The organism is Cellulomonas cellasea, assembly GCF_006538745.1.
Classification (GTDB): domain Bacteria; phylum Actinomycetota; class Actinomycetes; order Actinomycetales; family Cellulomonadaceae; genus Cellulomonas_A; species Cellulomonas_A cellasea.
This window is the reverse complement of record NZ_BJLR01000042.1, coordinates 1-24,854: the sequence shown is the minus strand read 5'-3', so window position 1 is coordinate 24,854 and position 24,854 is coordinate 1. Positions and strand designations below refer to the sequence as shown.

Sequence of the window (24,854 nt, the reverse complement as noted above, 5' to 3'; positions counted from 1 at the left end):
GTCCACGACGACGCCTACGGGCGGGTTCCCGGTGCCGCGTCGCACCCGTCGGTCATGATGGTCCGCATGACCGACACCACCCTCGACCCGGCGAACCCCTTCGCGTCGGCGTCGACCCTCCCGTACGGGCTGCCCGACTTCCGCGTGATCCGCGAGGAGCACTTCCTGCCCGCGATGCTGGCCGGCATGGCCCAGCACCGAGCCGAGGTCGAGCGCGTCGCGACCGACCCGGAGGCGCCCACGGTCGAGAACACCCTCGAGGCGCTCGAGCGTGCGGGGCGGCTCCTGCGGGTGTCCGCGACGGCGTTCTTCAACCAGTCGAGCTCCGACTCGACGCCGGGCCTGGAGGCCGCGGAGGAGCACGTCGCCCCGCTCCTCGCGCAGCACCACGACGCGATCTACCTCGACCGCCGGCTGTACGCCCGCGTGCGCGCGCTGCAGGACCAGGTCGAGGCCGGCGAGCTCGTGCTCGACCCCGACACCGCCTGGCTGCTGCACCGCACCGCCGTCGCGTTCGTGCGCTCGGGCATCGAGCTCGACGACGCGGCGCAGGAGCGCCTCCGGGCGCTCAACGGCGAGATCACCTCGCTCGAGACCGCGTTCGGCCGGATCCTGCTCGCGGGCACGAACGCCGCCGCGGTGCTCGTGACCGACGAGGCGGAGCTCGACGGGCTCCCCGAGGACGCCCGCGCCGCCGCGGCCGAGGCGGCGCGCGGTCGGGGCCACGAGGCGGGCTGGCTCCTCGAGCTGCAGCTCCCGACCCAGCAGGCCCCGCTCGCGGTGCTCCGGGACCGCGGGCTGCGCGAGCGCGTCCACCGCGCGTCGGTCGGCCGCGGTGCGACGCGCGACGAGCACGACACGCGCGCGACGCTCCTCGCGCTCGCGCGGCTGCGGGCCGAGCGCGCACAGCTGCTCGGGTACGCGCACCACGCGGCGTACGTCGCCGAGGACGCGACCGCCAAGACGGCCGAGGCCGTCGAGGCGATGCTCGCGCGCCTCGCGCCGGCCGCGGTCGCGAACGCGCGGGCCGAGGCCGCCGACCTGCAGGCCGCGCTCGAGCGCGACGTGCCCGGCGCGACGCTCGAGCCATGGGACTGGGCGTACTACGCCGAGCAGGTCCGCAAGGAGCGGCGCGCCCTCGACGACGCGCTGCTGCGCCCGTACCTCGAGCTCGAGCGCGTGCTGCGCGACGGCGTCTTCCGTGCGGCGGGCGAGCTCTACGGCCTGCGCTTCACCGAGCGCCCCGACCTCGTCGGTTACCACCCGGACGTCCGCGTGTTCGAGGTGCTCGAGGCCGACGGCACGGGGCTCGGGCTGTTCCTCGGCGACTTCTGGACCCGCGAGTCCAAGCGGGGCGGCGCGTGGATGAACAACCTCGTCGACCAGTCCACGCTGCTCGGCGAGCAGCCCGTCGTCGTGAACAACCTCAACATCCCCAAGCCGCCGGCGGGCCAGCCGACGCTGCTCACGTCCGACGAGGTCGTGACGCTGTTCCACGAGTTCGGGCACGCGCTGCACGGGCTGTTCTCGGCGGTGCGGTGGCCGTCGCAGTCGGGCACCTCGGTGCCGCGCGACTTCGTCGAGTACCCCTCGCAGGTCAACGAGATGTGGATCTTCGACCCGGCGGTCCTGCGCGAGTACGCGGTGCACCACGTGACCGGCGAGCCGATGCCGCAGGAGTGGGTCGACACGCTGCTCGCCTCGCAGCAGGACGGCGAGGGGTTCGCGACGACGGAGTACCTCGCGGCCGCGCTGCTCGACCAGGCCTGGTACCGGCTCGCGCCCGACGAGGTCCCGACCGACGTCGAGGACGTCGTGCCGTTCGAGCAGGCCGCGCTCGAGCGGGCCGGGGTCGCGTTCGCGCCGGTGCCGCCGCGGTACCGCACGACGTACTTCAACCACGTCTTCGGCGGCGGCTACTCGGCCGGGTACTACTCCTACATCTGGTCGGAGGTGCTCGACGCGGACACCGTCGAGTGGTTCCGGGAGAACGGCGGCCTCTCGCGCGCCAACGGCGACCGGTTCCGCGCGGCGCTGCTCTCGCGGGGCGGCTCCTGCGACCCGCTCGAGGCGTTCCGCGACCTGCGCGGCCGCGACCCGCAGATCGAGGCGCTCCTCGCGCGGCGCGGGCTGCTGGACGCCGTCCCGCCCGCCGCCGGAGCCTGACGCGACCGGCGCGCCGTGCGCGCCGAGGAGGGGCACCGCCCTCGTCGGCCCGCACGGCGCGCCCGGGCGCGCGGGTACCGTGGTGCGCATGCCCACGGTTCCCTCCGCCGCGTCCTCCGAGCCCTCCGACCGCCTCGCGACGGGAGCGGTCCCCGGTGCCCGTGAGCAGGTCGGCGGGCACCCGACGGCGGAGGACGAGGTCGTCCGGATCTGCCAGGAGCTCATCCGCCTCGACACCTCGAACTACGGCGACGGCTCGGGTCCGGGGGAGCGCGCCGCGGCCGAGCACGTGATGGCCCTGCTGACCGAGGTCGGGCTCGCGCCCGAGTACTACGAGACCGCCCCGGGCCGGGCGAACGTCGTCGTGCGCCTCGAGGGGGAGGACCGCAGCCGTCCCGCGCTCGTCCTGCACGGGCACCTCGACGTGGTCCCGGCCCAGGCCAAGGACTGGAAGATCGACCCGTTCGCGGGCGAGGTGCACGACGGCCTCGTGTGGGGCCGCGGCGCCGTCGACATGAAGGACATGGACGCGATGATCCTCGCGGTCGTGCGGCAGATGGCCCGCGAGGGCCGACGGCCGGCGCGCGACGTCATCGTGGCGTTCTTCGCCGACGAGGAGGCCGGCGGCGTCTGGGGCGCGCGCTGGTCCGTCGACAACCGGCCCGAGCTGTTCGAGGGCGCGACGGAGGCGATCAGCGAGGTCGGCGGCTTCTCGGTCGACGTCGACGGGCGCCGTGCCTACCTGCTGCAGACCGCCGAGAAGGGCATCGGCTGGCTCCGGCTGATCGCCGACGGGCGCGCGGGCCACGGCAGCCAGGTCACGACCGACAACGCCGTGACGCACCTCGCCGGGGCGATCGCGCGCATCGGCGCGCACCCGTGGCCCCTCGCGCTCACGCCCACGGTGCGCGCGCTGCTCGAGGGCGTCGCCGACCTCACGGGACTGCCGTTCGACCCGGAGGACGAGGGCACGGTCGACCGGCTGGTCCGGGCGCTCGGCCCGGCTTCCCGCTTCGTCGGCGCGACCGTCCGCAACACGACCAACCCGACGCAGCTCGTCGCCGGCTACAAGGCCAACGTGGTGCCCGGCCGCGCGGAGGGCGTCGTCGACGGGCGGTTCGTGCCCGGCACGGAGGAGGACTTCCTCGCCACGATCCGCGACCTCGCCGGCCCGCACGTGCGCGTCGAGCACATCCACCGCGACATCGCGCTCGAGGTCCCGTTCGAGGGCGACCTCGTCGACGCGATGGTCGGCTCGCTGCTCGCCGAGGACCCCGGTGCGCGCGTCCTGCCCTACACGCTGTCGGGCGGCACCGACAACAAGTCGCTCGCCCGCCTGGGCATCACGGGCTACGGCTTCGCGCCGCTGCGCCTGCCCGCCGACCTCGACTTCGCCGGGATGTTCCACGGGGTCGACGAGCGGGTCACGACCGACGCGCTGCGCTTCGGCGTCCGGGTGCTCGACCGCCTGCTGCGCAGCGCCTGAGGCTCACTCGAGGGTGTAGTCGAGGGTGCTGCGCACCCGGATGATCTTGCGCCGCAGCCACACCTTGCGCTCGCCGCCCGCGAACAGCAGCGTGCGGGCGAGCTCCCAGCGGCCGTACTCGGCCTCGTCGGTGAGCAGCCGGCGCGCGTCGCCGCGGGTCGTCGTGCGAGGGATCGTGAGGACCCGGTACTCGTACTGGCCGCCCTGCGCGACCCAGTCGCCGCGCGCGGACCGCCCTGTGCTCCCTGCCATCGTCACCGCCGTTCTCGCGAGAGACCGGTCCAACGCCCGGGGCGCCCGGTCCATTCCCGTGCCATTGTGCACGGCGCGGCGCTACCGTCATGGCATGACCGTCGACCCGCGTGCCGCACTCGATCGCCTGATCGCCGCCCTCGAGGCCCACTACCACGCAGTCGCCACCCGGCGGGGCGAGGACGACCCCGCCGTCGACGACGCCTACGACATCCTGGCCGACGCGTTCGAGGTGTACGACGACGCGCTCGGGACGGTGCACGGCGAGGCCACGCCGTTCTACCTCGCCGAGGAGGACGACGAGCACGACGACGACGAGCACGACGACGACTTCGACGACCTCGAGCCCCTCGCCGGGAGCGTGCCCGCCGACGAGCGGTGACGACCGGCAGCCGGTGACGACCGAGGCTCGGCGACCGCGGTCCGCGAGGGGGCTCAGCGCCGCTCGGGGTACCCCAGCTCGGGGGCGCTGACCTCGTCGAGCGCGTGCAGGATCTCGGGCGGCAGGACGACGTCCTCCGCCGCGAGCGACCCGCGCAGCTGCGCGGCCGTCCGCGCGCCCACGATCGCCGACGTCACCTGCGTGCGGACGCGCAGCCAGGCGAGCGCGACGTCGAGCGGCGTGCGGTCGAGCCCCGCCGCGGCGGTCGCCACGGCCTCGACGACCGAGAGCGACTCCGCCCCGAGGTAGGGCTCGACGAACCCCGCGAGGTGCGGCGACGCGGCGCGCGAGTCGGCCGGGATCGTGCGCCGGTACTTGCCGGTCAGCACCCCGCGGCCGAGCGGGGACCACGCGAGCACCCCGACGCCCATCTCGGCCGCCGCGGGCAGCACCTCGCGCTCGATCCCGCGCTGCAGCAGCGAGTACTCGGCCTCGACCGCGGCGAGCCCGACGTCCTCGCCGAGCAGCGTCGCGGCGCGCGCGACCTGCCAGCCCGCGTGGTTCGACAGCCCGACGTACTGCGCGCGCCCGCTCGTGACCGCGATGCGCAGCGCCGACACGGTCTCGGTGAGCGGGGTGCGCGGGTCGGGCGTCTGCACGAGCCACAGGTCGACGTGGTCCGTCCCGAGCCGGCGCAGCGACGCGTCGAGCGTGCGCAGCAGCCCGCCGCGCGAGGCGTCGACGACACCGCCCGACGGCGTGCGCCGCACCCCCGCCTTGGTGCACAGCACGACGTCGTCGCGGGGCACCATGCGGTCGAGCAGCGACCCGAGGAGCTCCTCGGCGCCACCCTCCGCGTAGGAGGCCGAGGTGTCCACGAGCGTGCCGCCCGCGTCGACGAAGTCACGCAGCTGTTCGCTCGCCTCGTGCTCGTCCGTGTCGCGGCTCCAGGTCAGCGTGCCCAGACCCAGGTGCGAGACGCGAAGTCCGGTCCGTCCGAGCTGCCGCTGTTCCATGAGGCGCAAGGGTAATCGGACGGGGGTCCGGCACCGTTAAGGTTGCGCCTCGTGGCATCAGGCATGAGTACATGGGAAGCGATCGTCCTCGGCTTGGTGCAGGGGCTCACCGAGTTCCTCCCGGTCTCCTCGAGCGCGCACCTGCGCATCATCGGGGAGCTGATCGGCTCCGGTGACCCCGGGGCGGCGTTCACCGCGATCACGCAGATCGGCACCGAGACGGCCGTCCTGCTCTACTTCCGGCGCGACATCAAGCGGATCTGCCTCGCGTGGTGGCGGGCCGTGCGCGGCGACCACGGCACCGACCTGCGGTCCCGGCTCGGCAGCCCGGTGGGCGGCCCCGCGGACCTCGACGCGCGCATGGCGTGGTTCATCGCGCTCGGCAGCGTCCCCATCGTCGTGCTCGGCCTCGCGTTCCAGGACGCCATCGAGACGCCGTTCCGCAACCTCTGGCTCATCGCGCTCACGCTCGCCGGCTTCGCGCTCGTGCTCGGCTGGGCCGACGCGCGCGGCGCGAAGCAGAACCAGCTCGAGGACCTGCGGCCCAAGCACGCCGTGCTGTTCGGCTTCGCCCAGGCGCTCGCGCTGATCCCGGGCGTCTCGCGCTCGGGCGGGACGATCACCGGCGGGCTGCTCATGGGCTACACCCGCGAGGCGGCCGCCCGGTACTCGTTCCTGCTCGCGATCCCCGCGGTGTTCGGGTCCGGGGTCTTCCAGCTCGCCAAGAGCGTCGGCGAGTTCGGCACCGCCGGGACGCCGAGCCTCGGGGCCACCGTGCTCGCGACGGTCGTCGCGTTCGCCGTCGGCTACGTCGTCATCATCGCGTTCCTCAAGATCGTCTCGACCTACAGCTACCGGCCGTTCGTGATCTACCGCCTCGCGCTCGCCGCCCTCGTCGTGGTCCTGCTGCTGACGGGCGTGCTCGAGCCGACCGCGGGCGCGCCGGTCGAGTGACCGGGCTCCGGCCGGTCGTGTACCGGCCGGCGGGTCCTCGCCGCACCCGGGCCGTCGGCGGACGGCGGCGGTGACCCGACGCGGTGCCGGTTAGGCTTCCGTGGTGCTCACCTGGCCGGCCCCGCAGATCCCGCAGCTTCCCGGCCGAGGCGGCCCCGTCCGCGTACGCGACACGTCGACCGGTGAGCTCGTGGTCGCGGCCCCGGGTCCGGCGGCGACGCTCTACGTGTGCGGCATCACCCCGTACGACGCGACGCACCTCGGCCACGCCGCGACCTACGTCGCGTTCGACCTGCTCGTGCGCGCCTGGCGCGACGCCGGCCACAGCGTGCGGTACGCGTCGAACGTCACGGACGTCGACGACCCCCTGCTCGAGCGCGCCGAGGCCACGGGCGTCGACTGGCGCGAGCTCGCCGTCGAGCAGACGACGCTGTTCGCCGACGACATGACCGCCCTCGGCGTCGTCCCGCCCGACGCGTACACGGGCGCCGTGGAGTCGATCCCCGCGGTCGCCGACGCCGTCCGGGCGCTGCTCGGGGCCGGTGCCGCCTACCGGGTCGGCGTCCCCGACGCCTCGGGGGAGGGCGCCGGCGACGTCTACGCCGACCTGACGGCCGACCCGGCGCTCGGCGGCGTCGCGGGACTCGCGCGGCCCGAGATGCTCGCGCTGTTCGCGGAGCGTGGCGGCGACCCCGACCGTCCCGGCAAGCGCGACCCGCTGGACCCGCTCCTGTGGCGCGCCGCGCGTCCGGCGGAGCCCGCGTGGGACGGCGGCGTGCTCGGGGCCGGGCGGCCCGGGTGGCACATCGAGTGCGCGGTGATCGCCCGCGACAGCCTCGGGCTGCCTTTCGACGTCCAGGGCGGCGGCTCCGACCTGCGCTTCCCGCACCACGAGATGAGCACGTCGCACGCGCGCCTGCTCGACTCCGGCCACGGCGCCCGCACGCACGTGCACGCGGGCATGGTCGGGCTCGACGGCGAGAAGATGAGCAAGTCGCGCGGCAACCTCGTGCTCGTCTCGCGGCTGCTCGCGCAGGGCGTCGACCCGATGGCCGTGCGGCTCGCGCTCCTCGCGCACCACTACGCCGAGGACTGGGAGTGGACCGACGCCGAGCTCGAGCGGGCGCAGGTCCGGCTCGACCGCTGGCGCTCCGCGGTCTCCGGCAACGGCGGGCCCGACGCCGACGCGACCCTCGCGGCGGTCCGCGCGGCGCTCGCCGACGACCTCGACGCACCGGCGGCGCTGCGGCACGTCGACGCGTGGGCCGACCTGTCGATCGCGCAGGGCAGCACCGACGACGCGGTCGAGGGTGCGCCCGGCGTGATCGCGCGCGCGGTCAACGCGCTGCTGGGCATCCGGCTCTAGCGACCCGGCGGCGCCGGGCGGCTACCCGCCCGTGCCGCGGTCGCGCCGGCGCAGGTAGCGCTCGAACTCCTGCGCGATCGCCTCACCGCTCGCCTCGGGCAGCTCGGCGGTGTCCTTGGCCTCCTCGAGCTGGCGCACGTACTCGGCGATCTCGGTGTCCTCGTGCGCGAGCTCGTCGACCCCGTGCTGCCACGCGGCCGCGTCGTCGGGCAGCTCGCCGAGCGGGACGGGCTCGCCGAGGAGCTGCTCGAGGCGCGTGAGGAGCGCGAGGGTGGCCTTGGGGCTCGGCGGGTGGGCCACGTAGTGCGGCACAGCCGCCCACAGCGACAGCGCCCGCATGCCGCGCGCCGCCGCCTCCTGCTGGAGCACACCCACGATGCCCGTCGGACCCTCGTAGCTGTTCGGCTCGATCCCGAGCAGCTCGCGCACGTCGGCGTCGTCGCTCGTCGTCGTCACCGGGATCGGGCGGGTGTGCGGGACGTCCGCGAGGAGCGCGCCGACGGTCACCACGGTCCGTACGCCGAGCCCGGCCGCGATGTCGAGCAGTTCGGTGCAGTAGCGCCGCCACCGCATCGACGGCTCGATGCCGTGCACCAGCACGACCTGCCGGCCCGTGCGCGGCGCGGTCGCGACGGCCACCGCGGTCGTCGGCCACGTGATCTCGCGACGGCCGTCCGCGCCCGTCCCGACCACCGGACGGTTCACCTGGAAGTCGTGGTACTCCTCCGGGTCGAGCTCGTCGACCTGCACCGCGCCCCACGACTCGTGGACGTGCTCGAGCGCCTGGGTCGCGGCGGAGCCGGCGTCGTTCCAGCCCTCGAAGGCCGCCAGCAGGATGGTCTCGCGGGGCGGGAGGTCGTGGGGACGCTGCTGCTCCTGCTCGGTCATCTGCCCAGCGTAGGGTGCGTCCGCGGCGGGGGCTCGCGACGCACCCGGCGTCGGATCGGGCCTGTGGACGACGGCCGGGGCCAGGGACGCGCTGCTGAGGTGGGCGCATGACCTCCTCACCGCCCGCCGTCGCCCGCCGCCTCCTCCCCGCCGCAACGCTCGCGGTCCTCACGCTCGGCGGGTGCGCCTCGGCGCCCGCGGGGTCGGTCGACGACCCACGTCGCCTCGTGGCGACCGACGACTCGTTCACGATCGACGTCCCGCAGGAGTGGCACGAGCTGGACGTGGGGGAGGCCGTCGAGGTCCTCGCCTCCGCCCAGGGCCCCGACGCGGCGGACCAGCTGTTCGTCACGCGCCACGACGGTGTCGACGGAGGAGAGTGGGCCGCCCTCGAGATCGTCACGCAGCTCATGACCGCCCGGGACCCGATCGGGTGCTACCGCGTCGACGACACCCGGGCGTTCGGTGCGCCCCGGCTCGTGTTCGACTGCCCGCAGGAGTGGGAGGGCCGGGTCGTGCGGCGCGTGCTCGTGCCGCACGTGCGGTCCGACGGCACGAGTCTCCTGGTCTTCGTGCAGACCACGGGCGAGCACCTCGTCGACACCGCGGCGGTCGTGCGACCGATCCTCGACAGCGTCCAGGACTACCGGGCGCCGCTCGCACCGCCGCCCGAGCTCGTCGTCGTGCCGGTGCCCCCGGCCGGGGACGCGGGGACGCCCACCGTCCCGTGAGGGCTGCTCGGGTCCGCCGGCCGTGCGTCAGGCGCCGTAGCGGAGCCCGTCGACCACGAGGTCGAGCAGGCGCCGGACCTGCGCGTCCCACTCCGGGCCGTCGGGCACGAGCCACACCCCGCTCATCGCGAGCATGACGTCCCGCGCGTCGACGTCCGAGCGCACGGAGCCCTCGGCGCGGCACGCCTCGAGCAGCACGGTGAGGGCCCCGATCAGGCGGGTGCGGGTCTGGTCGAAGAGCGGGGAGTCGGAGCCGACCGCGTTCCGCAGGGCGCCGCCGAGCCCGCGCTTGGTCGCCGCGTAGCCGACGAACCGGCGCACCCACTCGCGGAACCCGTCGAGCGCCGGCCCGTCGCCCCCGACGAGCAGGGGCGCGGCGTCGCACAGCTCCTCGACCTCGTGGCGGTACACGGCCTCGATGAGGGCGTCCCGGTTCGGGAAGTGCCGGTAGAGCGTGCCGATGCCCACGCCGGCGCGCTCGGCGATCGTCTCGAGCGGGACGTCCACGTCCTTGGTCAGGACCTCGGCGGCGACCGAGAGCAGGCGCTCGCGGTTGCGACGGGCGTCGGCGCGCAGCGGGCGGTCCGCGGCGGGGGTGGTCGGCACAGCTCTCCTCTTGCTAAGCGGAGGGTCCTCCGGTTAGTGTCATCGATGGAAGCGGAGGTTCCTCCGTTCCAGGGTACGCAGCCGTGCGCCCCACGTCCACGTGGCGACCGACCGGCGCACCCGTCCACCCCCGGCATCCCGAGGAGCACTCGTGAAGACCTGGTTCATCACCGGCGCGTCGCGCGGCTTCGGCCGCACCTGGACGCAGGCCGCGCTCGAGCGCGGCGACCGCGTCGCCGCCACCGCCCGCACGCTGTCGACGCTCGACGACCTCGTCGAGCGCCACGGCGACGCCGTGCTGCCGCTCGAGCTCGACGTGACCGACCGCGACGCGGCCCTCGCCGCCGTCGACCGCGCGCACGCGCACTTCGGCCGGCTCGACGTCGTCGTCAACAACGCGGGCTACGGCCAGTTCGGCATGGTCGAGGAGCTCACCGAGCGTGAGCTGCGCGACCAGCTCGAGACCAACCTGTTCGGCGCCGTCTGGGTCACGCAGGCCGCGCTGCCGCACCTGCGGGCGCAGGGGAGCGGTCACGTCGTCCAGGTGTCGTCGATCGGTGGCATCAGCGCGTTCCCGAACATCGGCGCCTACCACGCGTCGAAGTGGGCGCTCGAAGGCCTGACCCAGTCCCTCGCCCAGGAGGTCGCGGCGTTCGGCATCCACGTCACGCTCGTCGAGCCCGGGGGCTTCGCGACCGACTGGGCCGGCCCGTCCGCGCGCCACGCGGTGCACCACCCGGCCTACGACGAGGTCCGGGAGGCCACGTCGTTCGCCCGGCTTCAGCGCACCGTCAGCGTCGGCGACCCCGAGGCCAGCGCCGCGGCGCTCTTCGCCGTCGTCGACGCCCCGAACCCGCCCCTGCGCGTGTTCTTCGGCGAGGCGCCCCTCGCCCTCGCCACCTACGACTACGAGCAGCGGCTCGCGACCTGGCGGGAGTGGGACCACGTGGCCCGGCTCGCGCACGGCACGCCGGCCGCAGCGACGGAGGCACGATGACCACGACGACGACCCGCTCGACGACGACCGCCCGCCCGACGACGACCACCCGCTCGACAACGACCCGCCCGACGACCGCCCGCTCTGCCGCGGTCCTCGCGACGTCGGCTCGTGCTGCGGCCGGCGTCGCTCCCACCGCGCCCGTCCGGACGACGGCGCCTGCCCCGGCGTTCCGGGGGCTCGCCTACGACGCGTTCGACGCCCTGGCCACGGCCGAGTTCTGGGCCGCGGTGCTGCGTGCCGAGGTCGCCCCGGGCGCGAGCGCGCTGCACGCCGAGCTGCTCGACGGCTCCGCGGCCGGGCTGCCCCGGCTCGTGTTCCGCCAGGTGACCGAGGGGAGGGAGCTGCGCACGCCCGTGCACCTCCAGCTCACGACCGGCGACCTGGACGGCGAGGTCCGACGGCTCCAGGCGCTCGGTGCCCGCCGGCTCGGCGGGCTGACCGACGGCGGGCGGCGCTCCGTGACGCTCGCCGACCCCGAGGGCAACGCGTTCGACCTCGTCGCAGCCTGACCGACGGGGACGTGGCGCCACCGCTCGCGCCACCGGCCCGCGTCCCCACGAGCGGACCCGCGGCCGGCGGTGGCGCGACGTGCGGCTTCCCCGGCCCCCGCCGAGGTCTGTGGGCTCGCCCACACGAGCCCGTCGTCGGACGCTCCGGCGGTTAGCCTCGATCGGTGCACCAGCGCGGTGCGCAGCGTCGATCGGAGCCTCCTCTTGACCTTCCAGCCTGGCAGCGCGACAGCGAGTCGAACCCCCACGGCGGCGGCGACGTTGCCTGCAGCGGTCCTCTGGGACATGGACGGCACGCTCATCGACACCGAGCCGTACTGGATGAGTGCCGAGACCGAGCTCGTCGAGGCGCACGGCGGGGTCTGGACCCGTGAGGACGCGCTCGGGATGGTCGGGAGCTCGATGGCGGTCTGCGCGCGGACCCTGCGCTCGCGGGGGGTGGCGCTGCCCGACGAGGAGATCAGCGGGTTCCTCAACGCGCGCGTCGCGGCCGGCGTCGCCGCGGGGATCCCGTGGCAGCCGGGCGCCCGTGAGCTGCTCGACGAGCTCGTCGCGGCGGGTGTGCCGCTCGCGCTCGTGACGTCGTCGTTCGCCGTGCTGGCCGAGCCGTTCGCGCGCGCCGTCGGCGTGTTCGACGTCGTCGTCAGCGGTGACGAGGTCGCGCACCCCAAGCCCCACCCGGAGCCGTACCTGACGGCGGCCGCCCGGCTCGGGGTCGACGTCCGGGACTGCGTCGCGGTCGAGGACTCGCGCTCGGGCATCGCGTCCGCGCACGCGTCGGGCGCCCGCACGCTGGCCGTGCAGCTCATCGCGCCGGTCGAGCCGCTCGACGGGGTCAGCATCACGGGCTCGCTGCGCGCCGTGTCGCTCGACGTGCTCGCGGGGATGGTCGCCGGCCACGTCGTCGACCTGCGCGGCGAGGGCGCACCCGTCACCGAGGGCTAGCCGGGCCCGGACGTTGGTCGTGCGCGCCGCCGGCGGCTGAACGGCGGCCGGTCCCGCCCCGCGCCCGCGGACTAGACCAGCAGCCCAGCGGTTCCCGTCGCGTCGGCGGCCGGGGGGGCCGGGAGGTCCGACCCGGCGGAGTCGGGCGTGCCGGCGACGACCGACGGCGCCGTCGTCGCGCTCGGTGCCGGCGCGGGAGCTGTTGTCACAGAGTCGCGCGGCGCCGGGACCACCCCGAGCACGAGCTCGACCGCGCCCTCGGGCACCTCCGGTGCCGTACCGCCGAACGCGGGGCACCGGTCCTTGAACGAGCACCACCCGCACAGCTTCGACGGGCGCGGGCGCCAGTCGCCGGACCGCGCGGTGTCCTCGATACCGGACCAGATCGAGCGGACGCGCTGCTCGAACGTGACCATCTCGGCCTCGCTCGGCGCGTGCCGCACGATCTGCTGGTCACCGAGGTACACGAGCTGCAGCAGCGCGGGCAGCACGCCGCGCTCCCGCTGGATCACGTACGCGTAGAACCGCATCTGGAACAGCGCTGAGCTCTCGTACCCCGGCCGCGGCGATCGACCGGTCTTGTAGTCCACGACCCGCACCATGCCGTTCGGCGCCACGTCGATGCGGTCGACGATGCCGCGCAGCTGCGGGCCGTCCTCGAGCTGGGTGCGGACCATGAGCTCGCGCTCGCGCGGCTCGAGCCGGTTCGGGTCCTCAAGCGTGAAGTAGGTGTCGAGGAGCGTGCCCGCGCTCGCGAGCCACTCGGTGCGCTCGTCGTCGGACGCGAACAGCTCGCGGTAGGCGGGGGACTCCTCGAGGAGCGCGGCCCACTGCCCGTCGACCATCGCGCGCGCCGCGGCGGGCGTGCGCTCCCCGGCGGGCAGGTCGTAGAGCCGCTCGAGCACCGCGTGCACGAGCGTGCCGCGTGCGGCGGCCGGGCTCGCGGGCTCCGGGAGCTTGTCCACGACGCGCAGCCGGAAGAGCAGCGGGCACTGCAGGAAGTCGTTCGCGCGCGACGGCGAGAGACCGGGCACGGACCGGCGCTCGACCGGCGCCGGGACCTCGGTGTCCGTCGGGACGATCCCCGCGGTCTCGGCGTCGCCGACCGTCTCGGCCGGGACCGCCGGCGCCCCCCCGGGCACGGCGGGCTGCACGGCGAGGTCGGCAGGGTCGATCGCCGCCGCGTCGATCTCCGCCGCGTTGATCTCCACTGCTTCGATCTCCGCCGCGTCGAGCTCGGTCAGGTCGGTCGTCACAGCACGAGCCTAGGCGGCCCCACCGACACGACGACCTAGGCTGGCCGGTGTGAGCAGCGCAGAGCGACGCCAGGGCACCCGGGGCTGGGTCGTCGGCCGGGCGGCGGGCGCGCCCGTCGTCGTGACGCCGAGCTGGCTGCTCACCGCGGTCGTGCTCACCGCGGTCTTCGCACCGACGATCGGGGCGCGGGCACCCGGCCTCGGCGCGCTCACGTGGGTCGTGGCCGGTGCGTTCGTCGTCATGCTCTTCGTCTCGGTGTTCGTCCACGAGCTCGCGCACGGCTTCGTCGCACGCGCCCGGGGCCAGGTGGTCCGGGAGTTCGCCCTGACGCTGTGGGGCGGTCACACGGCCTTCGGCGGGGTGGCGCCGACCCCGGCGACGAGCGCGCTGGTCGCGGTCGTCGGCCCGCTCGCCAACGTCGTGATCGCCGCCGCGTGCTGGGCGGGCGCGCAGGCCCTGCCGTCGTCGAGCCTGCTCGGGATGCTGCTCTACGCCGGCGCGGTCACCAATGGCTTCGTCGCGCTCTTCAACCTGGTGCCCGGGCTGCCGCTCGACGGCGGGCGGGTGCTCGAGGCGCTCGTCTGGCGCGTCACGGGCGACCGGCACGCCGGCACCGTCGCCGCGGGGTGGGTCGGCCGGTTCGTCGCGGTGGGCGTGCTCGTGTGGGCGCTCGCGCTGCCGCTGCTCGAGGGCACGCGCCCGTCACTCGTCACGGTCGGCTGGGCCGGGCTCGTCGGGGCGTTCCTGTGGAGCGGGGCGAGCGGCGCGGTCCGCGAGGGTCGCCAGGGGCGGGTGCTCGACCTCGTCACGGTCGAGAGCGTCGGGCTCCCGGCGACGGTCGTCCCCGCGGGGGCCTCCCTCGCGGACGCCGACCGCGCCCGGAGCACCGCCGGGGTCGACGACGTCGTGCTCGTCTCGCCCGAGGGGCACCCCGAGGCGTACGTCGACCGGGCGGCCGCCGCGGGCGTCCCGTCCGAGCAGCGCGCGTCGACCCCGGTCGCGGCCGTCGCGGTCGTGCTGCCGGCCGGCGCCGTCGTCGACGGGACGCTGCGCGGCGCCGAGCTCGTCGGGGCCGTCGGGCACGCGACCCGCCTCTCGCCCGTGATGGCCGTCGTCACGGACGGGCGCGTCACGGCGCTCGTGCGGGCCACCGACGTCGTCGCGGCGCTGCGGCACGTGGGCCCAGGCGCCTCCGCGCGCTCCTAGACTCGACCCCCGTGACCCACGAGACGATCCCCCCGACGGCGCCGACGAGCAGCACGGGAGCTGCGATGCGGCGCGGCCCGCTGCGCGAGGGGGACCGCGTCCAGCTCACCGACCCGCGCGGCCGCCTGCACACGATCACGCTCGCGCCGGGCGCGTCGTTCCACACGCACAAGGGCTACTTCACGCACGACGCGCTCATCGGCGCACCCGAGGGCACGGTCGTGCGGAACACCGCCGGCATCGAGTACCTCGCGCTGCGTCCGCTGCTGAGCGACTACACGCTGTCGATGCCGCGCGGCGCCGCGGTCGTCTACCCCAAGGACGCGGGGCAGATCGTCGCGATGGCCGACATCTACCCGGGCGCGCGCGTCGTCGAGGCGGGCGTCGGCTCGGGTGCGCTCACGATGTCGCTGCTGCGGGCCGTCGGCGACGCCGGCGCGCTGCACTCCATCGAGCGCCGCGAGGACTTCGCGGCCATCGCCCGCGGCAACGTCGAGGCGTTCTTCGGTGCGCCGCACCCCGCGTGGACCCTGTCCGTCGGGGACCTCTCCGACGTGCTCCCGGTGACCTCCGAGCCCGCGTCGGTCGACCGCGTCGTGCTGGACATGCTGGCGCCGTGGGAGAACCTCGACGCCGTCGCGACCGCCCTGGCGCCCGGCGGCGTGCTCATCGCCTACGTCGCCACGACCACGCAGCTCTCGCGGCTCGCCGAGGACATCCGCGGCGACGGCCGGTACACCGAGCCCGAGGCGTGGGAGTCGATGGTCCGCGGCTGGCACCTCGAGGGCCTCGCGGTCCGCCCCCAGCACCGCATGATCGGGCACACGGGCTTCCTGCTGACGACGCGGCGGCTCGCGGACGGCGTCGACGCACCCCTGCGCCGCCGTCGTCCCGCGAAGGGTGCCTATCCGGACGCCGACGCGGTCGAGGGCGTCGCGAGCGCCGCGGCCGTGCCCGACGAGGCGTGGTCGCCCGAGGCGCTCGGGGAGCGGGCGATCTCCGACAAGAAGATCCGGCGCGTGCGGCGCGACGTCGGTCAGGCGCCGACGGCCGACTGACCTGGTCGCTCGTCTGCCACGGGGTCCGCCCGCGACACGGTCGCGCCACCTGGTGGCGCCTCGTGCGAGCGATTGACACGTGTGGTTAGGGTCGCTGCAAGCGCACACCGGCGTGCACCGTGGACGACTGCCAGGGCCCGCCAGGGTCAGGGGACGGAGGCTGACGCGATGACCGATTCCGGAGCACCAGGCCGGGACCTGCAGCGCGAGCTCGCGCTGCTGTCCGCCCGCAACGAGCGGATCGCCGAAGCCCTCGTGGCCGCGCGCGAGCAGATCGTCGAGCTCAAGCGCCAGCTCGACGAGCTCGCGAAGCCTCCGGGGACCTACGCGACGTTCCTGTCCGCGCGCGAGGACGGCACGGTGGACATCGTCTCGGCGGGCCGCAAGATGCATGTCGGCGCGTCCCCGACGCTCGACGTCCACCGCCTGCGCCCCGGCCAGGAGGTCATGCTCAACGAGGCCCTCACGGTCGTCGAGGCCGGCGGGTACGAGGAGGTCGGCGAGCTCGTCACCGTCAAGGAGCTCCTCGGCACGGGTCGCGCGCTCGTCGTGGGCCGCGGTGATGAGGAGCGGGTCGTGCGCTTCGCGGGCCAGCTCCTCGAGGCGTCCGTCCGGGTCGGCGACGCGCTGACGATCGAGCCGCGCAGCGGGTTCGTGTTCGAGCGGATCCCGCGGGCCGAGGTCGAGGAGCTCGTGCTCGAGGAGGTCCCCGACATCGAGTACACCGACATCGGCGGGCTCGGACCGCAGATCGAGACGATCCGCGACGCGGTCGAGCTGCCGTTCCTGCACCCCGAGCTGTTCCGCGAGCACGGCCTCAAGCCACCCAAGGGCGTCCTGCTCTACGGCCCGCCCGGGTGCGGCAAGACGCTCATCGCCAAGGCCGTCGCGCACTCGCTCGCCGCGACCGCCGCCGCCGCGCGCGGTGAGGACGCCGACGAGACGAAGTCGTACTTCCTCAACGTCAAGGGCCCCGAGCTGCTGAACAAGTACGTGGGGGAGACCGAGCGGCACATCCGGCTCATCTTCGCCCGCGCCCGCGAGAAGGCGTCCCAGGGGCACCCCGTCGTCGTGTTCTTCGACGAGATGGAGTCGCTGTTCCGCACCCGCGGCACGGGCGTGTCGAGCGACGTCGAGACGACGATCGTCCCGCAGCTGCTCTCCGAGATCGACGGGGTCGAGCGGCTCGAGAACGTCATCGTCATCGGCGCCTCGAACCGCGAGGACATGATCGACCCGGCGATCCTGCGGCCCGGGCGGCTCGACGTGAAGATCAAGATCGAGCGGCCCGACGCCGAGGGTGCGCGCGAGATCTTCGCGAAGTACCTCACGCCGGGGCTGCCGATCCACGCCGACGACCTCGCCGAGCACGGCGGCAGCGCGCGTGCGGCCGTGGACGCGATGATCACGCGCGTCGTCGAGCGGATGTACACCGAGAGCGAGGAGAACCGCTTCCTCGAGGTCACGTACGCGAGCGGCGACAAGGAGGTCCTGTACTTCAAGGATTTCAACTCGGGCGCGATGATCCAGAACGTCGTGGACCGCGCGAAGAAGTCCGCCATCAAGGACTTCCTCGCGAGCGGCCAGCGCGGCATCCGCGTGGACCACCTGCTGACCGCGTGCGTCGACGAGTTCAAGGAGAACGAGGACCTCCCGAACACGACGAACCCCGACGACTGGGCGCGCATCTCCGGGAAGAAGGGCGAGCGCATCGTCTTCATCCGGACGATCGTGCAGGGCAAGAAGGGTACGGACGGCTCGCGCACGATCGAGACCGTCACCAGCACGGGCCCGTACCTCTAGGCACCTGCCGCTGCGTCACCCGCGTCTCCGCGTGGCGGACCGCGCACGGGCCCACCCCGGCGAGCGCCGTAGGGTGGGCCCGTGAGCGTGCGCCGCGTGATGGGGATCGAGACCGAGTACGGGATCCTCCAGCCCGGCCGACCGAACGCGAACCCGATGCTGCTGTCCAGCCACGTCGTCGCGGTCCACGCGGCGGCGCGCGAGGGCGGGCGCACGCGGGCCCGCTGGGACTACGACGACGAGGACCCGCTGCACGACGCGCGCGGGTTCCGACTGCAGCGGGCGTCCGCGCACCCGTCGATGCTGACCGACGACCCCGACCACGCCGCGCCCCCCGCCGACGGCCCGCAGGAGCTCGCGCGCCCGCTCGTCGAGGAGTACGAGGACCCCGGCGCCGCGAACGTCATCCTGACCAACGGCGCCCGCCTCTACGTGGACCACGCCCACCCCGAGTACTCCTCGCCCGAGGTCAGCGGCCCGCTCGACGCCGTGCGCTGGGACCGTGCCGGCGAGCTCGTGATGCTCGCGTCGGTGCGCGCGCTCGCGTCCACCTCGGCGATGCCCGACGTGTCGCTGTACAAGAACAACGTCGACGGCAAGGGCGCCACGTACGGCACGCACGAGAACTACCTCGTCGACCGCGCGGTGCCCTTCGCGGAGCTCGCGGCCCGGCTCATCCCCTTCCTCGTGACCCGCCAGGTGTTCACGGGCGCCGGGCGCGTCGGGATCGGCCAGCGGGGCGAGGACCCGGGCTTCCAGCTGTCGCAGCGGGCGGACTACATCGAGGCCGAGATCGGGCTCGAGACGACGCTGCGCCGGCCGATCGTCAACACGCGCGACGAGCCGCACGCGGACCCGACCCGGTGGCGACGGCTGCACGTCATCATCGGCGACGCGAACCTCCTCGAGGTCGCGACCTACCTCAAGCTCGGCACGACGTCGCTCGTGCTGTGGGTGCTCGAGCGCGCCGTCGGGGAGGGGCCCGCGGCCGCCGAGGCCCGTGCCGCCGTCCACGCGCTCGACCGCCTCACGCTGCGCGACCCCGTCGAGGCCGTGCACACCGTCAGCCACGACCTCACGCTGACCGCGCCGCTCGCGCTCGCGGACGGCCGGAGCCTCACCGCGCTCGAGGTGCAGCGCGAGTACCTCACGGCGGTGACCTCGGTGCTGGACGCCGTCGGCGGTGCGGGGGACGACGAGACGCGCGACGTCGTCGCCCGCTGGGGCTCGCTCCTCGAACGGCTCGCCGACGACCCCGCGAGCTGTGCGCGCGAGGTCGAGTGGCTCGCCAAGCTGCGGCTGCTCGAGGGGATGCGGCGGCGCGACCAGCTGGACTGGGACCACCCGCGCCTCGCCGCGGTCGACCTCCAGTGGTCCGACGTCCGGCCCGAGCGTGGGCTGTACCACCGGTTGGCGGCGGCGGGCGCCGTCGAGCACCTCGTCACGTCCGACGCCGTCGAGGAGGCCGTCGGGCACGCGCCGCACGACACGCGCGCGTACTTCCGCGGCGAGGTGATCGCCCGCTTCGGGTCGCAGGTCTCAGCGGCGAGCTGGGACTCGGTGATCTTCGACGTGCCCGGCGCGCCGACGCTCCAGCGCGTGCCCATGAAGGACCCGACGCGCGGGACCCGCGAGCACGTCGGGGGACTGCTCGACCGCAGCACCGACGCCGCCGAGCTCCTGCGCGCGCTCGGGGCCTGACGGCGCCGGCGCCCGGGTCGGACGCCGCGACCCAGCCGCTCGGTGCGGGTGCGGGTGCAGGCGGGATGTGACGCGGTGCGGGCGTCGGCGTCGCCTGCAGGCGCGGGTGACGTGCCGGTCAGGTCGGGGCTCGGTGCCGCGTCGGCGTCAGCGCATCGCGACGACGAAGCGTGCGGCCTCCCGGGCCTCGCGAAGCCGGCGCTCGTAGGTCAGGCCGAGCCCGAGCAGCACCGCGCCGCCGAGCGCGAGCACGACCCACCACTCGACGACCTGCATCGCGGCGACCGCGGCGGGGGACACCTGGACGACCGCGACGACGGCGAGCGATCCGGTGCCGAGCACGAACGGCGCCTGCCAGCGCAGCACCGCGCCGACCACGACCGCGGCGGTCGCGCCGACCAGCACGAGCACGAGACGCCACATCGTCGGCTCCCACCACGCGGTCGCGACCGGGACGACCACCGCGAGCACCAGCCCCGGCGCGAGGCACGTCCACGAGCTCGCCCGGGAGTCGCTGCGCAGCGCGAGCGTCCCGACGACCAGCAGCGTCGCGCCGAGCAGCACGAGGGGAGCGTCGACGGGCACCGCACCACCTCGCGCGGCCGTGAGCAGCGCCGCGGCCGCCGCGAGCACGACGCCGACCGCGCGCACCTGCGTGGCGGCTGCGCCCCAGAGCCTCGCGGCCGGTGCACGCCCCGACGCGGGGGTGGGCGTGGGGGCGGATGTGGTGGCGGCCCGCCGCGCCACCCGCGCCGCGCCCAGGATCGCGAGGACGGAGCAGGCACCGAGCACGACACCCGGCCGGACGAGGTCGGCGGGATCGTCGAGCGCCGCGGACAGGCTCGGGAGCGTCGCGGCGAGCGCGACCGGCCACGGCCCCCACGTGCGGGGTGACGGACCCGGGAACGGCCAGCGTCGAGCGAGGAGCGTGAGCGCGGCGCCGAGCACGAGGGCGGACCCGAGCGCGACCAGCTCGACCCGCAGGCCGGCTGCGGCGCTCGCCGCGTCGGCGGTGTGACGCGCCGCGACCGCGACGGCGAGCAGTGCGGCGACCGAGAGGGGCACCGCGCCGGCCCGGGCGGCGACACCGGCCCGCGACAGCCCCGCACCCACGCCGAGCGCGACCGACGCGACGACGAGACCCACGGGCGGCCCGCCCCACGGGGCCGGCGTCCCGACGAGCTGCACGACCAGGAGCGCACCGAGGAACGGCCAGCCCGCGCCCGGATCGGCGCGGGCCACGTGCGCGGCTCCGACACCGGCCACGAGCAGTCCCACGGCGGCGAGCACCGTTGCTGGCGGCGGGACGGAGGGTGCCGCGGCGGACGCGAACCAGGCGAGCCCGGCCACGGCGAGGCCGAGCGGGACGAGCGAGGTGCCGAGGACCCGACGCGGGGGAGCGGTCCCCGTGACCCCGGCGACGGCGACCGTCGCACCGGTGGCCAGCACGGCGAGCGTGCGTCCGAGCGAGAGCGGCGACGGGGCGAGCGCGGTCGCGGCGACGGCGGTCGGCACCGCGGCGACGGCGGCCACGAGCCAGATACCGGTGCTGCGGGCCGCGGCGGCCACGGGCGTCGTCCGGCGGGTCAGCTCCCGCAGCGCGACGGCGAGCAGCACCGCCGCCGGGAGCGCCCACACCTCGACGGCGCCGAGGCTCGCGCCCGGTCCGCCGGCCCGGGTGGTGGCGAGCCGTGCGGGCCCGAGCAGGGCCAGCAGTGCCGCGGTGCCCAGCAGCAAGGTGTGGGTGCTGCGCGCGACCCGGAACGCACCGGACCCGCGAGGTGCCACCGCGGGGTCTGCATCGGCTCGCGGCCCTCCGTCGACGGCGCCGGGGGCCGTCCCGCTTCGCCGGACCGCGACCGCAGCGCCGACGAGGGCAGCCCCGAGCACGACAGTGACCACGCCGCGCCACACCTCGTCCTGGAGGGCCGGCGGCAGCACGAGGACGGCGCCCGCCACCCCCCACCACGGTGCGGTGCCCGCGGCTGCGCGGAGCACGGCGACGGCCAGCACGAGCAGGCCGAACGCGGCCACGAGCGCGTCCCCGGGTGGCTGGGTCAGCGACGCGGCGCCGGCGAGCGCACCGAGCCCCGCCGCGAAGAGGCCCACGGCGGCGAGGTCGGCACGCTCGCGCGGGTCCGAGGCCCGCCGGGCGGTCGCCAGCGCGAGCGCAGCACCGGCCGCGAGCGCCGCGAGGGCACGCACGAGCCCCGGCCCGGAGTCGGACACGGCGACGACGGTCGGCACCGCGGACACGGCCGCGACGGCCCAGGGCCCCCAGGCGCCGACCCGCAAGCGCGCGGCGGACGCGTCGCGGGTGAGGAGCCACGCGGCGGCCGCGACGACCGCTGCGGCCGGCAGCGACCACGCCTCGACGGCGAGGACCTGCTCACCGAGGCTCCGGCTCGTGACGGGCTGCCCGGCCCCGCCCAGCGCGCGACGCCACGGGCCCAGGACCGCGAGCAGCCCGCCCAGCAGCGACAGGACGTGCACGGGCCGGAGCGTCGACGTCCCCGCACCAGGGCGCCGTCGCACGGCCGGGACCGCCGCGAGCCCGACGAGCAGCGCGGCGACGAGCCCGGCGACGGCGTGGCGGGGGAGCCCGGCGACGAGTTCGCCGCCGAGGAGCGCGCCGGGGACGGTCGCGAGCGTGAGCCCCGCGCCGAGGAGCGCGACGTCGCCGTCGGCCCCGAGCCGCCAGCGGCGTGCACCGACGACCGCGAGCACGAGCCCCGCGGGTGCGAGATACGCCTCCGGCGTGCCGACGTCGCCGGCCACGAGCAGCACCCAGGACGCCACGGTCGCGAGCGCGAGCGTCCCCCAGCGGGCCCAGCGCCGACCGGGTGCCAGCGACCACGCGCCGGCGGTGATCGCCGCGACCAGCAGCACGAGCGCCGCCGTCGCCGCGGACCCGAGCCGACCGGGGGTGGACGCCGTTGCGACTGCAGCGGCCAGGACGGTCCACCCGCCGGCCTCCGCGGCGCGGCGTGCGTGCTCGTCGTGCCCGGTCGCGTCGGCCGCGGCCCCGAGCCGGGGCGCGTCGTCCACCGCCGCGCCCCGCGCGAGCACCGGGGCGAGCAGCACGCCGACGGCGCCGGCCGCGGCGAGCCCGACCGCGACCGAGGTGCCCGGCAGCGCGGACCCCGTGGCACCCTCGACGCTCACCACGACGAGCGCACCGAGCGGCGCGACGACTGCGGCTGCGACCCGGGCCGAACGCGGCACGGTCCGGCGACCCCGCACCGCGACCACGACCGAGCCGGCGAGCGCGAGAACGGCGAGCAGCACGAGCAGCGCGAGCAGCACGCGCCGCGGGCCGGCGCCGTCGAGCGACGACGCGGCGGACGCCCCGGGCCACGCGGTGCCGAGGGCAGCGACCCCGGTCGCGAGCCAGGCGACCCGGTCGTGCGGCGCACCGGCCCTCCGCACGGCGAGGAGCACCGAGCCGGCGACGACGGCGCACCCGGTCGCGATCAGCGCGAGTGCGGGGCCCATTCCTGCCGCGGCCAGCGCCACGACCGCGGCCGCCCAGCCGAGCAACGCGCCGGTGGTGAGCGCGGCGGCGCGGAGCTCGGTGGGGCGCGCGATCCACCGTCGGGTGCCGGCGCTCAGCGCCCCGGTACCCGCGAGCGCGAGCGCGAGCGGTCCGAGCGCCCCCTGGGAGGCCGCGAGCGAGCCCAGGACCGCGACGACGACGACGGTGCGCGCCGGGGCGCTCGTGCCCAGCACCGGCCTGACGCCCGCGGCGTCCCCGGCGAACGCCAGCCCCGCGAGCACCAGCAGCAGGACGACGAGACCCGCGCCGACGAGCCCGGGCCACACGCTCGCGAGCGCGACGGGGACCGCGACGAGCACGGCCACGGCGATCCACGAGCCGGCCTGCGCCTGTCGGCCCGCGGCCCGCGTGAGCGCCACCGTCGCGGCCGCGCCGAGCACGAGCGCGACCACCGTGGCAGGCTCCGGCGCCAGTCGGGGGTCGACGAGGAACGCCGCGACGATAAGGGGGAGCGCGACGACCGTCGGCACGCCCGCGAGCAGCGCAACCGCGTGCGCCCCCTGAGCTGCCCACGCGGCACGACCCCGCCGGTGGTGGGCGAGGCGCAGCCCGAGGGTCACCAGGGTCGGCGCGAGCGGCACGAGGGTCCACAGCCCGGCGTCTGCGGTGACGCCGGCGCGGGCGAGGAGCACAACGACCGCGAGGGCGGCGACCGACGCGACCGCGCCCGCCGTCGTCGTCCACGCCCGGGCCGCCCCGCCGAAGCCGGCGAACGACACCGGTGCGCCGCCACCGGCGCCGGTCCCGACGGTCCACGGGCCGCTGCCCGCGAGGGTGCGCGGGGACGCCGGCGCACCGGTCCCCGCACCGCTGCCGACCGCGGCGTCGGGCTGCCGGGGCGCAGGGGCCGGCTCCGCCGCAGCAGCGCTGTCCTCGCTGGGGCCGGCGCCCGCCCCGAGCACGTCGTCGGCGAGCGTGCCCCGGGCGCGACCCGCGTCCGCGTCAGCGGTCGCCCCGGTCGCCCCGGTCGCCGCGTCGGAGGCCGCCGTCGCCGTGCCGGTCGGGGCCGACGCGCCGCCGGGCCGCTCGCCCGCGACCGCCGTCCCGGCGAGCCGCCCCTGGACGGCGGCGAGCACCGAGGCCGCCACCAGCGCGGCGACCGAGCCCCACGCCGGCACGGTCGGCGCCCGCCAGCCGGCGCCGTCGAGCAGCGCCCCGACGGAGGCGACGAGCACCGCGACGGCGACGAGGACCCAGGCCGCCGCGGCGAGGACCGCGCGCTCCGGCGCGTGCCGGTCCGGCGCGGTCCCGCGGCCCGCGAACCGGACGGTGGTCAGCGCGAGCGCCGTGCAGGCGAGTCCCGCGAACCCGCCCGCCGAGGGCACGAGCGGGGCGAGCAGCAACGGTGCGGCAGGCACGAGCACCGCTCCGGAGAGCGTGCCGACACGCAGCCGGGCGCGCACGCCCCAGACCGCGAGCGCGGCCCCGCACACGAGCGCCGCGACGCCCGCGTACACCGCGGGCTCGGCCGGTCGCACGAGGCCGGTCGCGGGGATCGCCCACGCGTCGAGCAGCAGGAGCACGGCGGCCAGGCCGCCGACGGCCTCGGCGCTCGACGTGAGCCCCGAGCGGCGCAGCCGGCTCGCGACGGCGAACACCACGACGGTGCCGACGGCCACGGCGACCGCGCGGCCGACGAGCGGGATCCAGCCCCAGCTGAAGAGGAGGAACACGATGCTCGCCGCCGCGAGCAGGCTCGCGCCGAGGACCTGGAGCACGGTCTGGACCCGCCAGTGCGGGCGCTCCGGGCGCGCCGGCGGCGCCGGCGCGGGCGAGGGCGGCGCGCCGGCGACCCCCGCACCGGCCGGGACGCCGGCGGGTGCGGACGGGCGCCGGGGGGTCGTCCGCGGGGGAGCGGACGGCCCAGAGTGCCCCAGTCGAGGTCCGGTCGGGACGGGCGCCGGCGCCGCGGCGCCCGACCACGCCGGCGCCGCCGGGCCGGGCGCCGCGACCGGGGGTGCTGCGGCGGCCC

The 24,854-nt window shown here is 76.1% G+C and carries 19 protein-coding genes; 13 read left to right on the top strand and 6 right to left on the bottom strand.

The annotated features are described in order from the left end of the window. Positions 1 to 66: 66 nt before the first annotated feature. On the top strand, positions 67 to 2,166 hold the full coding sequence (locus tag CCE01nite_RS20190) for a M3 family metallopeptidase (RefSeq protein WP_034630502.1): 2,100 nt from the start codon (positions 67 to 69) through the stop codon (positions 2,164 to 2,166). A gap of 88 nt (positions 2,167 to 2,254) precedes the next feature. Then, a complete protein-coding gene (locus tag CCE01nite_RS20185) occupies positions 2,255 to 3,652 on the top strand; it encodes a M20/M25/M40 family metallo-hydrolase (RefSeq protein WP_084142715.1) in 1,398 nt (465 codons plus the stop codon). A gap of 3 nt (positions 3,653 to 3,655) precedes the next feature. Here the strand turns inward: CCE01nite_RS20185 and CCE01nite_RS20180 are convergent, their stop codons facing one another. After that, the gene (locus tag CCE01nite_RS20180; protein WP_034630497.1) at positions 3,656 to 3,904 is read right to left on the bottom strand and encodes a DUF5703 family protein; all 249 of its coding nucleotides are present in this window, start codon (positions 3,902 to 3,904) and stop codon (positions 3,656 to 3,658) included. A gap of 94 nt (positions 3,905 to 3,998) precedes the next feature. Between CCE01nite_RS20180 and CCE01nite_RS20175 the strand changes: the two genes are divergently transcribed. Continuing rightward, the gene (locus CCE01nite_RS20175; RefSeq protein WP_034630473.1) at positions 3,999 to 4,286 is read left to right on the top strand and encodes a hypothetical protein; all 288 of its coding nucleotides are present in this window, start codon (positions 3,999 to 4,001) and stop codon (positions 4,284 to 4,286) included. 53 nt (positions 4,287 to 4,339) lie between these two features. Here the strand turns inward: CCE01nite_RS20175 and CCE01nite_RS20170 are convergent, their stop codons facing one another. Continuing rightward, entirely contained in the window at positions 4,340 to 5,302 is a 963-nt protein-coding gene (locus tag CCE01nite_RS20170; protein ID WP_034630467.1) for an aldo/keto reductase, read from the bottom strand. A 63-nt stretch (positions 5,303 to 5,365) separates the two neighbouring features. Here CCE01nite_RS20170 and CCE01nite_RS20165 point away from each other — a divergent pair, with 63 nt between their 5' ends. After that, a complete protein-coding gene (locus CCE01nite_RS20165) occupies positions 5,366 to 6,256 on the top strand; it encodes an undecaprenyl-diphosphate phosphatase (protein ID WP_034630464.1) in 891 nt (296 codons plus the stop codon). 103 nt (positions 6,257 to 6,359) lie between these two features. After that, the gene (mshC, locus tag CCE01nite_RS20160) at positions 6,360 to 7,622 is read left to right on the top strand and encodes a cysteine--1-D-myo-inosityl 2-amino-2-deoxy-alpha-D-glucopyranoside ligase (protein ID WP_034630494.1); all 1,263 of its coding nucleotides are present in this window, start codon (positions 6,360 to 6,362) and stop codon (positions 7,620 to 7,622) included. A gap of 21 nt (positions 7,623 to 7,643) precedes the next feature. Here mshC and CCE01nite_RS20155 read toward each other — a convergent pair whose 3' ends face one another. After that, positions 7,644 to 8,510 (bottom strand): PAC2 family protein, encoded by an 867-nt coding sequence (locus tag CCE01nite_RS20155; protein WP_034630461.1) that lies wholly within the window; start codon positions 8,508 to 8,510, stop codon positions 7,644 to 7,646. A 107-nt stretch (positions 8,511 to 8,617) separates the two neighbouring features. Between CCE01nite_RS20155 and CCE01nite_RS20150 the strand changes: the two genes are divergently transcribed. Beyond that, entirely contained in the window at positions 8,618 to 9,241 is a 624-nt protein-coding gene (locus CCE01nite_RS20150; RefSeq protein ID WP_034630458.1) for a hypothetical protein, read from the top strand. 27 nt (positions 9,242 to 9,268) lie between these two features. Here CCE01nite_RS20150 and CCE01nite_RS20145 read toward each other — a convergent pair whose 3' ends face one another. Next, positions 9,269 to 9,847: a TetR/AcrR family transcriptional regulator gene (locus CCE01nite_RS20145; RefSeq protein ID WP_034630456.1), complete on the bottom strand. Its 579-nt coding sequence runs from the start codon at positions 9,845 to 9,847 to the stop codon at positions 9,269 to 9,271. A gap of 151 nt (positions 9,848 to 9,998) precedes the next feature. On the opposite strand from CCE01nite_RS20145, the gene CCE01nite_RS20140 reads away from it, so the two are divergent. From CCE01nite_RS20140 to CCE01nite_RS20130, 3 genes are all read left to right on the top strand, one after another. Beyond that, complete coding sequence (locus CCE01nite_RS20140; protein ID WP_034630454.1) at positions 9,999 to 10,844, top strand: SDR family oxidoreductase; 846 nt, start codon at positions 9,999 to 10,001, stop codon at positions 10,842 to 10,844. Then, positions 10,841 to 11,356, top strand: a complete 516-nt coding sequence (locus tag CCE01nite_RS20135) for a VOC family protein (protein WP_052104176.1) — start codon at positions 10,841 to 10,843, stop codon at positions 11,354 to 11,356. Before CCE01nite_RS20140 ends, CCE01nite_RS20135 begins: the two co-directional genes overlap by 4 nt. Positions 11,357 to 11,533: 177 nt before the next feature. Then, positions 11,534 to 12,301 (top strand): HAD family hydrolase, encoded by a 768-nt coding sequence (locus CCE01nite_RS20130; RefSeq protein WP_371861064.1) that lies wholly within the window; start codon positions 11,534 to 11,536, stop codon positions 12,299 to 12,301. Between the two features lie 71 nt (positions 12,302 to 12,372). Here the strand turns inward: CCE01nite_RS20130 and CCE01nite_RS20125 are convergent, their stop codons facing one another. Beyond that, positions 12,373 to 13,557 (bottom strand): RecB family exonuclease, encoded by a 1,185-nt coding sequence (locus tag CCE01nite_RS20125; protein ID WP_307722760.1) that lies wholly within the window; start codon positions 13,555 to 13,557, stop codon positions 12,373 to 12,375. 49 nt (positions 13,558 to 13,606) lie between these two features. Here CCE01nite_RS20125 and CCE01nite_RS20120 point away from each other — a divergent pair, with 49 nt between their 5' ends. The 4 genes from CCE01nite_RS20120 (at position 13,607) to dop (ending at position 19,326) form a co-directional block, all read left to right on the top strand. Continuing rightward, on the top strand, positions 13,607 to 14,764 hold the full coding sequence (locus CCE01nite_RS20120) for a site-2 protease family protein (RefSeq protein WP_034630449.1): 1,158 nt from the start codon (positions 13,607 to 13,609) through the stop codon (positions 14,762 to 14,764). 65 nt (positions 14,765 to 14,829) lie between these two features. Then, positions 14,830 to 15,822, top strand: a complete 993-nt coding sequence (locus CCE01nite_RS20115; protein WP_034630484.1) for a tRNA (adenine-N1)-methyltransferase — start codon at positions 14,830 to 14,832, stop codon at positions 15,820 to 15,822. Positions 15,823 to 15,990: 168 nt separating this feature from the next. After that, positions 15,991 to 17,625, top strand: coding sequence for a proteasome ATPase (gene arc / locus CCE01nite_RS20110; RefSeq protein ID WP_034630447.1), 1,635 nt, complete (start codon positions 15,991 to 15,993; stop codon positions 17,623 to 17,625). Positions 17,626 to 17,706: 81 nt separating this feature from the next. Next, positions 17,707 to 19,326, top strand: a complete 1,620-nt coding sequence (gene dop / locus CCE01nite_RS20105) for a depupylase/deamidase Dop (RefSeq protein WP_034630444.1) — start codon at positions 17,707 to 17,709, stop codon at positions 19,324 to 19,326. A gap of 147 nt (positions 19,327 to 19,473) precedes the next feature. On the opposite strand, the gene CCE01nite_RS20100 is transcribed toward dop, so the two are convergent. Next, the gene (locus tag CCE01nite_RS20100) at positions 19,474 to 24,600 is read right to left on the bottom strand and encodes an SCO7613 C-terminal domain-containing membrane protein (RefSeq protein WP_141372910.1); all 5,127 of its coding nucleotides are present in this window, start codon (positions 24,598 to 24,600) and stop codon (positions 19,474 to 19,476) included. Positions 24,601 to 24,854: the final 254 nt, after the last annotated feature.

What these genes read in the sequence shown, in the direction of transcription:
- CCE01nite_RS20165 (WP_034630464.1), top strand. Translation starts at nt 5,366, where the DNA reads ATGAGTACATGGGAAGCGATCGTCCTCGGCTTGGTGCAGGGGCTCACC.
- CCE01nite_RS20135 (WP_052104176.1), top strand. Translation starts at nt 10,841, where the DNA reads ATGACCACGACGACGACCCGCTCGACGACGACCGCCCGCCCGACGACG.
- CCE01nite_RS20175 (WP_034630473.1), top strand. Translation starts at nt 3,999, where the DNA reads ATGACCGTCGACCCGCGTGCCGCACTCGATCGCCTGATCGCCGCCCTC.
- CCE01nite_RS20115 (WP_034630484.1), top strand. Translation starts at nt 14,830, where the DNA reads ATGCGGCGCGGCCCGCTGCGCGAGGGGGACCGCGTCCAGCTCACCGAC.
- CCE01nite_RS20170 (WP_034630467.1), bottom strand. Translation starts at nt 5,302, where the DNA reads ATGGAACAGCGGCAGCTCGGACGGACCGGACTTCGCGTCTCGCACCTG.
- CCE01nite_RS20190 (WP_034630502.1), top strand. Translation starts at nt 67, where the DNA reads ATGACCGACACCACCCTCGACCCGGCGAACCCCTTCGCGTCGGCGTCG.
- CCE01nite_RS20150 (WP_034630458.1), top strand. Translation starts at nt 8,618, where the DNA reads ATGACCTCCTCACCGCCCGCCGTCGCCCGCCGCCTCCTCCCCGCCGCA.
- CCE01nite_RS20155 (WP_034630461.1), bottom strand. Translation starts at nt 8,510, where the DNA reads ATGACCGAGCAGGAGCAGCAGCGTCCCCACGACCTCCCGCCCCGCGAG.
- arc (WP_034630447.1), top strand. Translation starts at nt 15,991, where the DNA reads ATGACCGATTCCGGAGCACCAGGCCGGGACCTGCAGCGCGAGCTCGCG.
- CCE01nite_RS20185 (WP_084142715.1), top strand. Translation starts at nt 2,255, where the DNA reads ATGCCCACGGTTCCCTCCGCCGCGTCCTCCGAGCCCTCCGACCGCCTC.
- CCE01nite_RS20180 (WP_034630497.1), bottom strand. Translation starts at nt 3,904, where the DNA reads ATGGCAGGGAGCACAGGGCGGTCCGCGCGCGGCGACTGGGTCGCGCAG.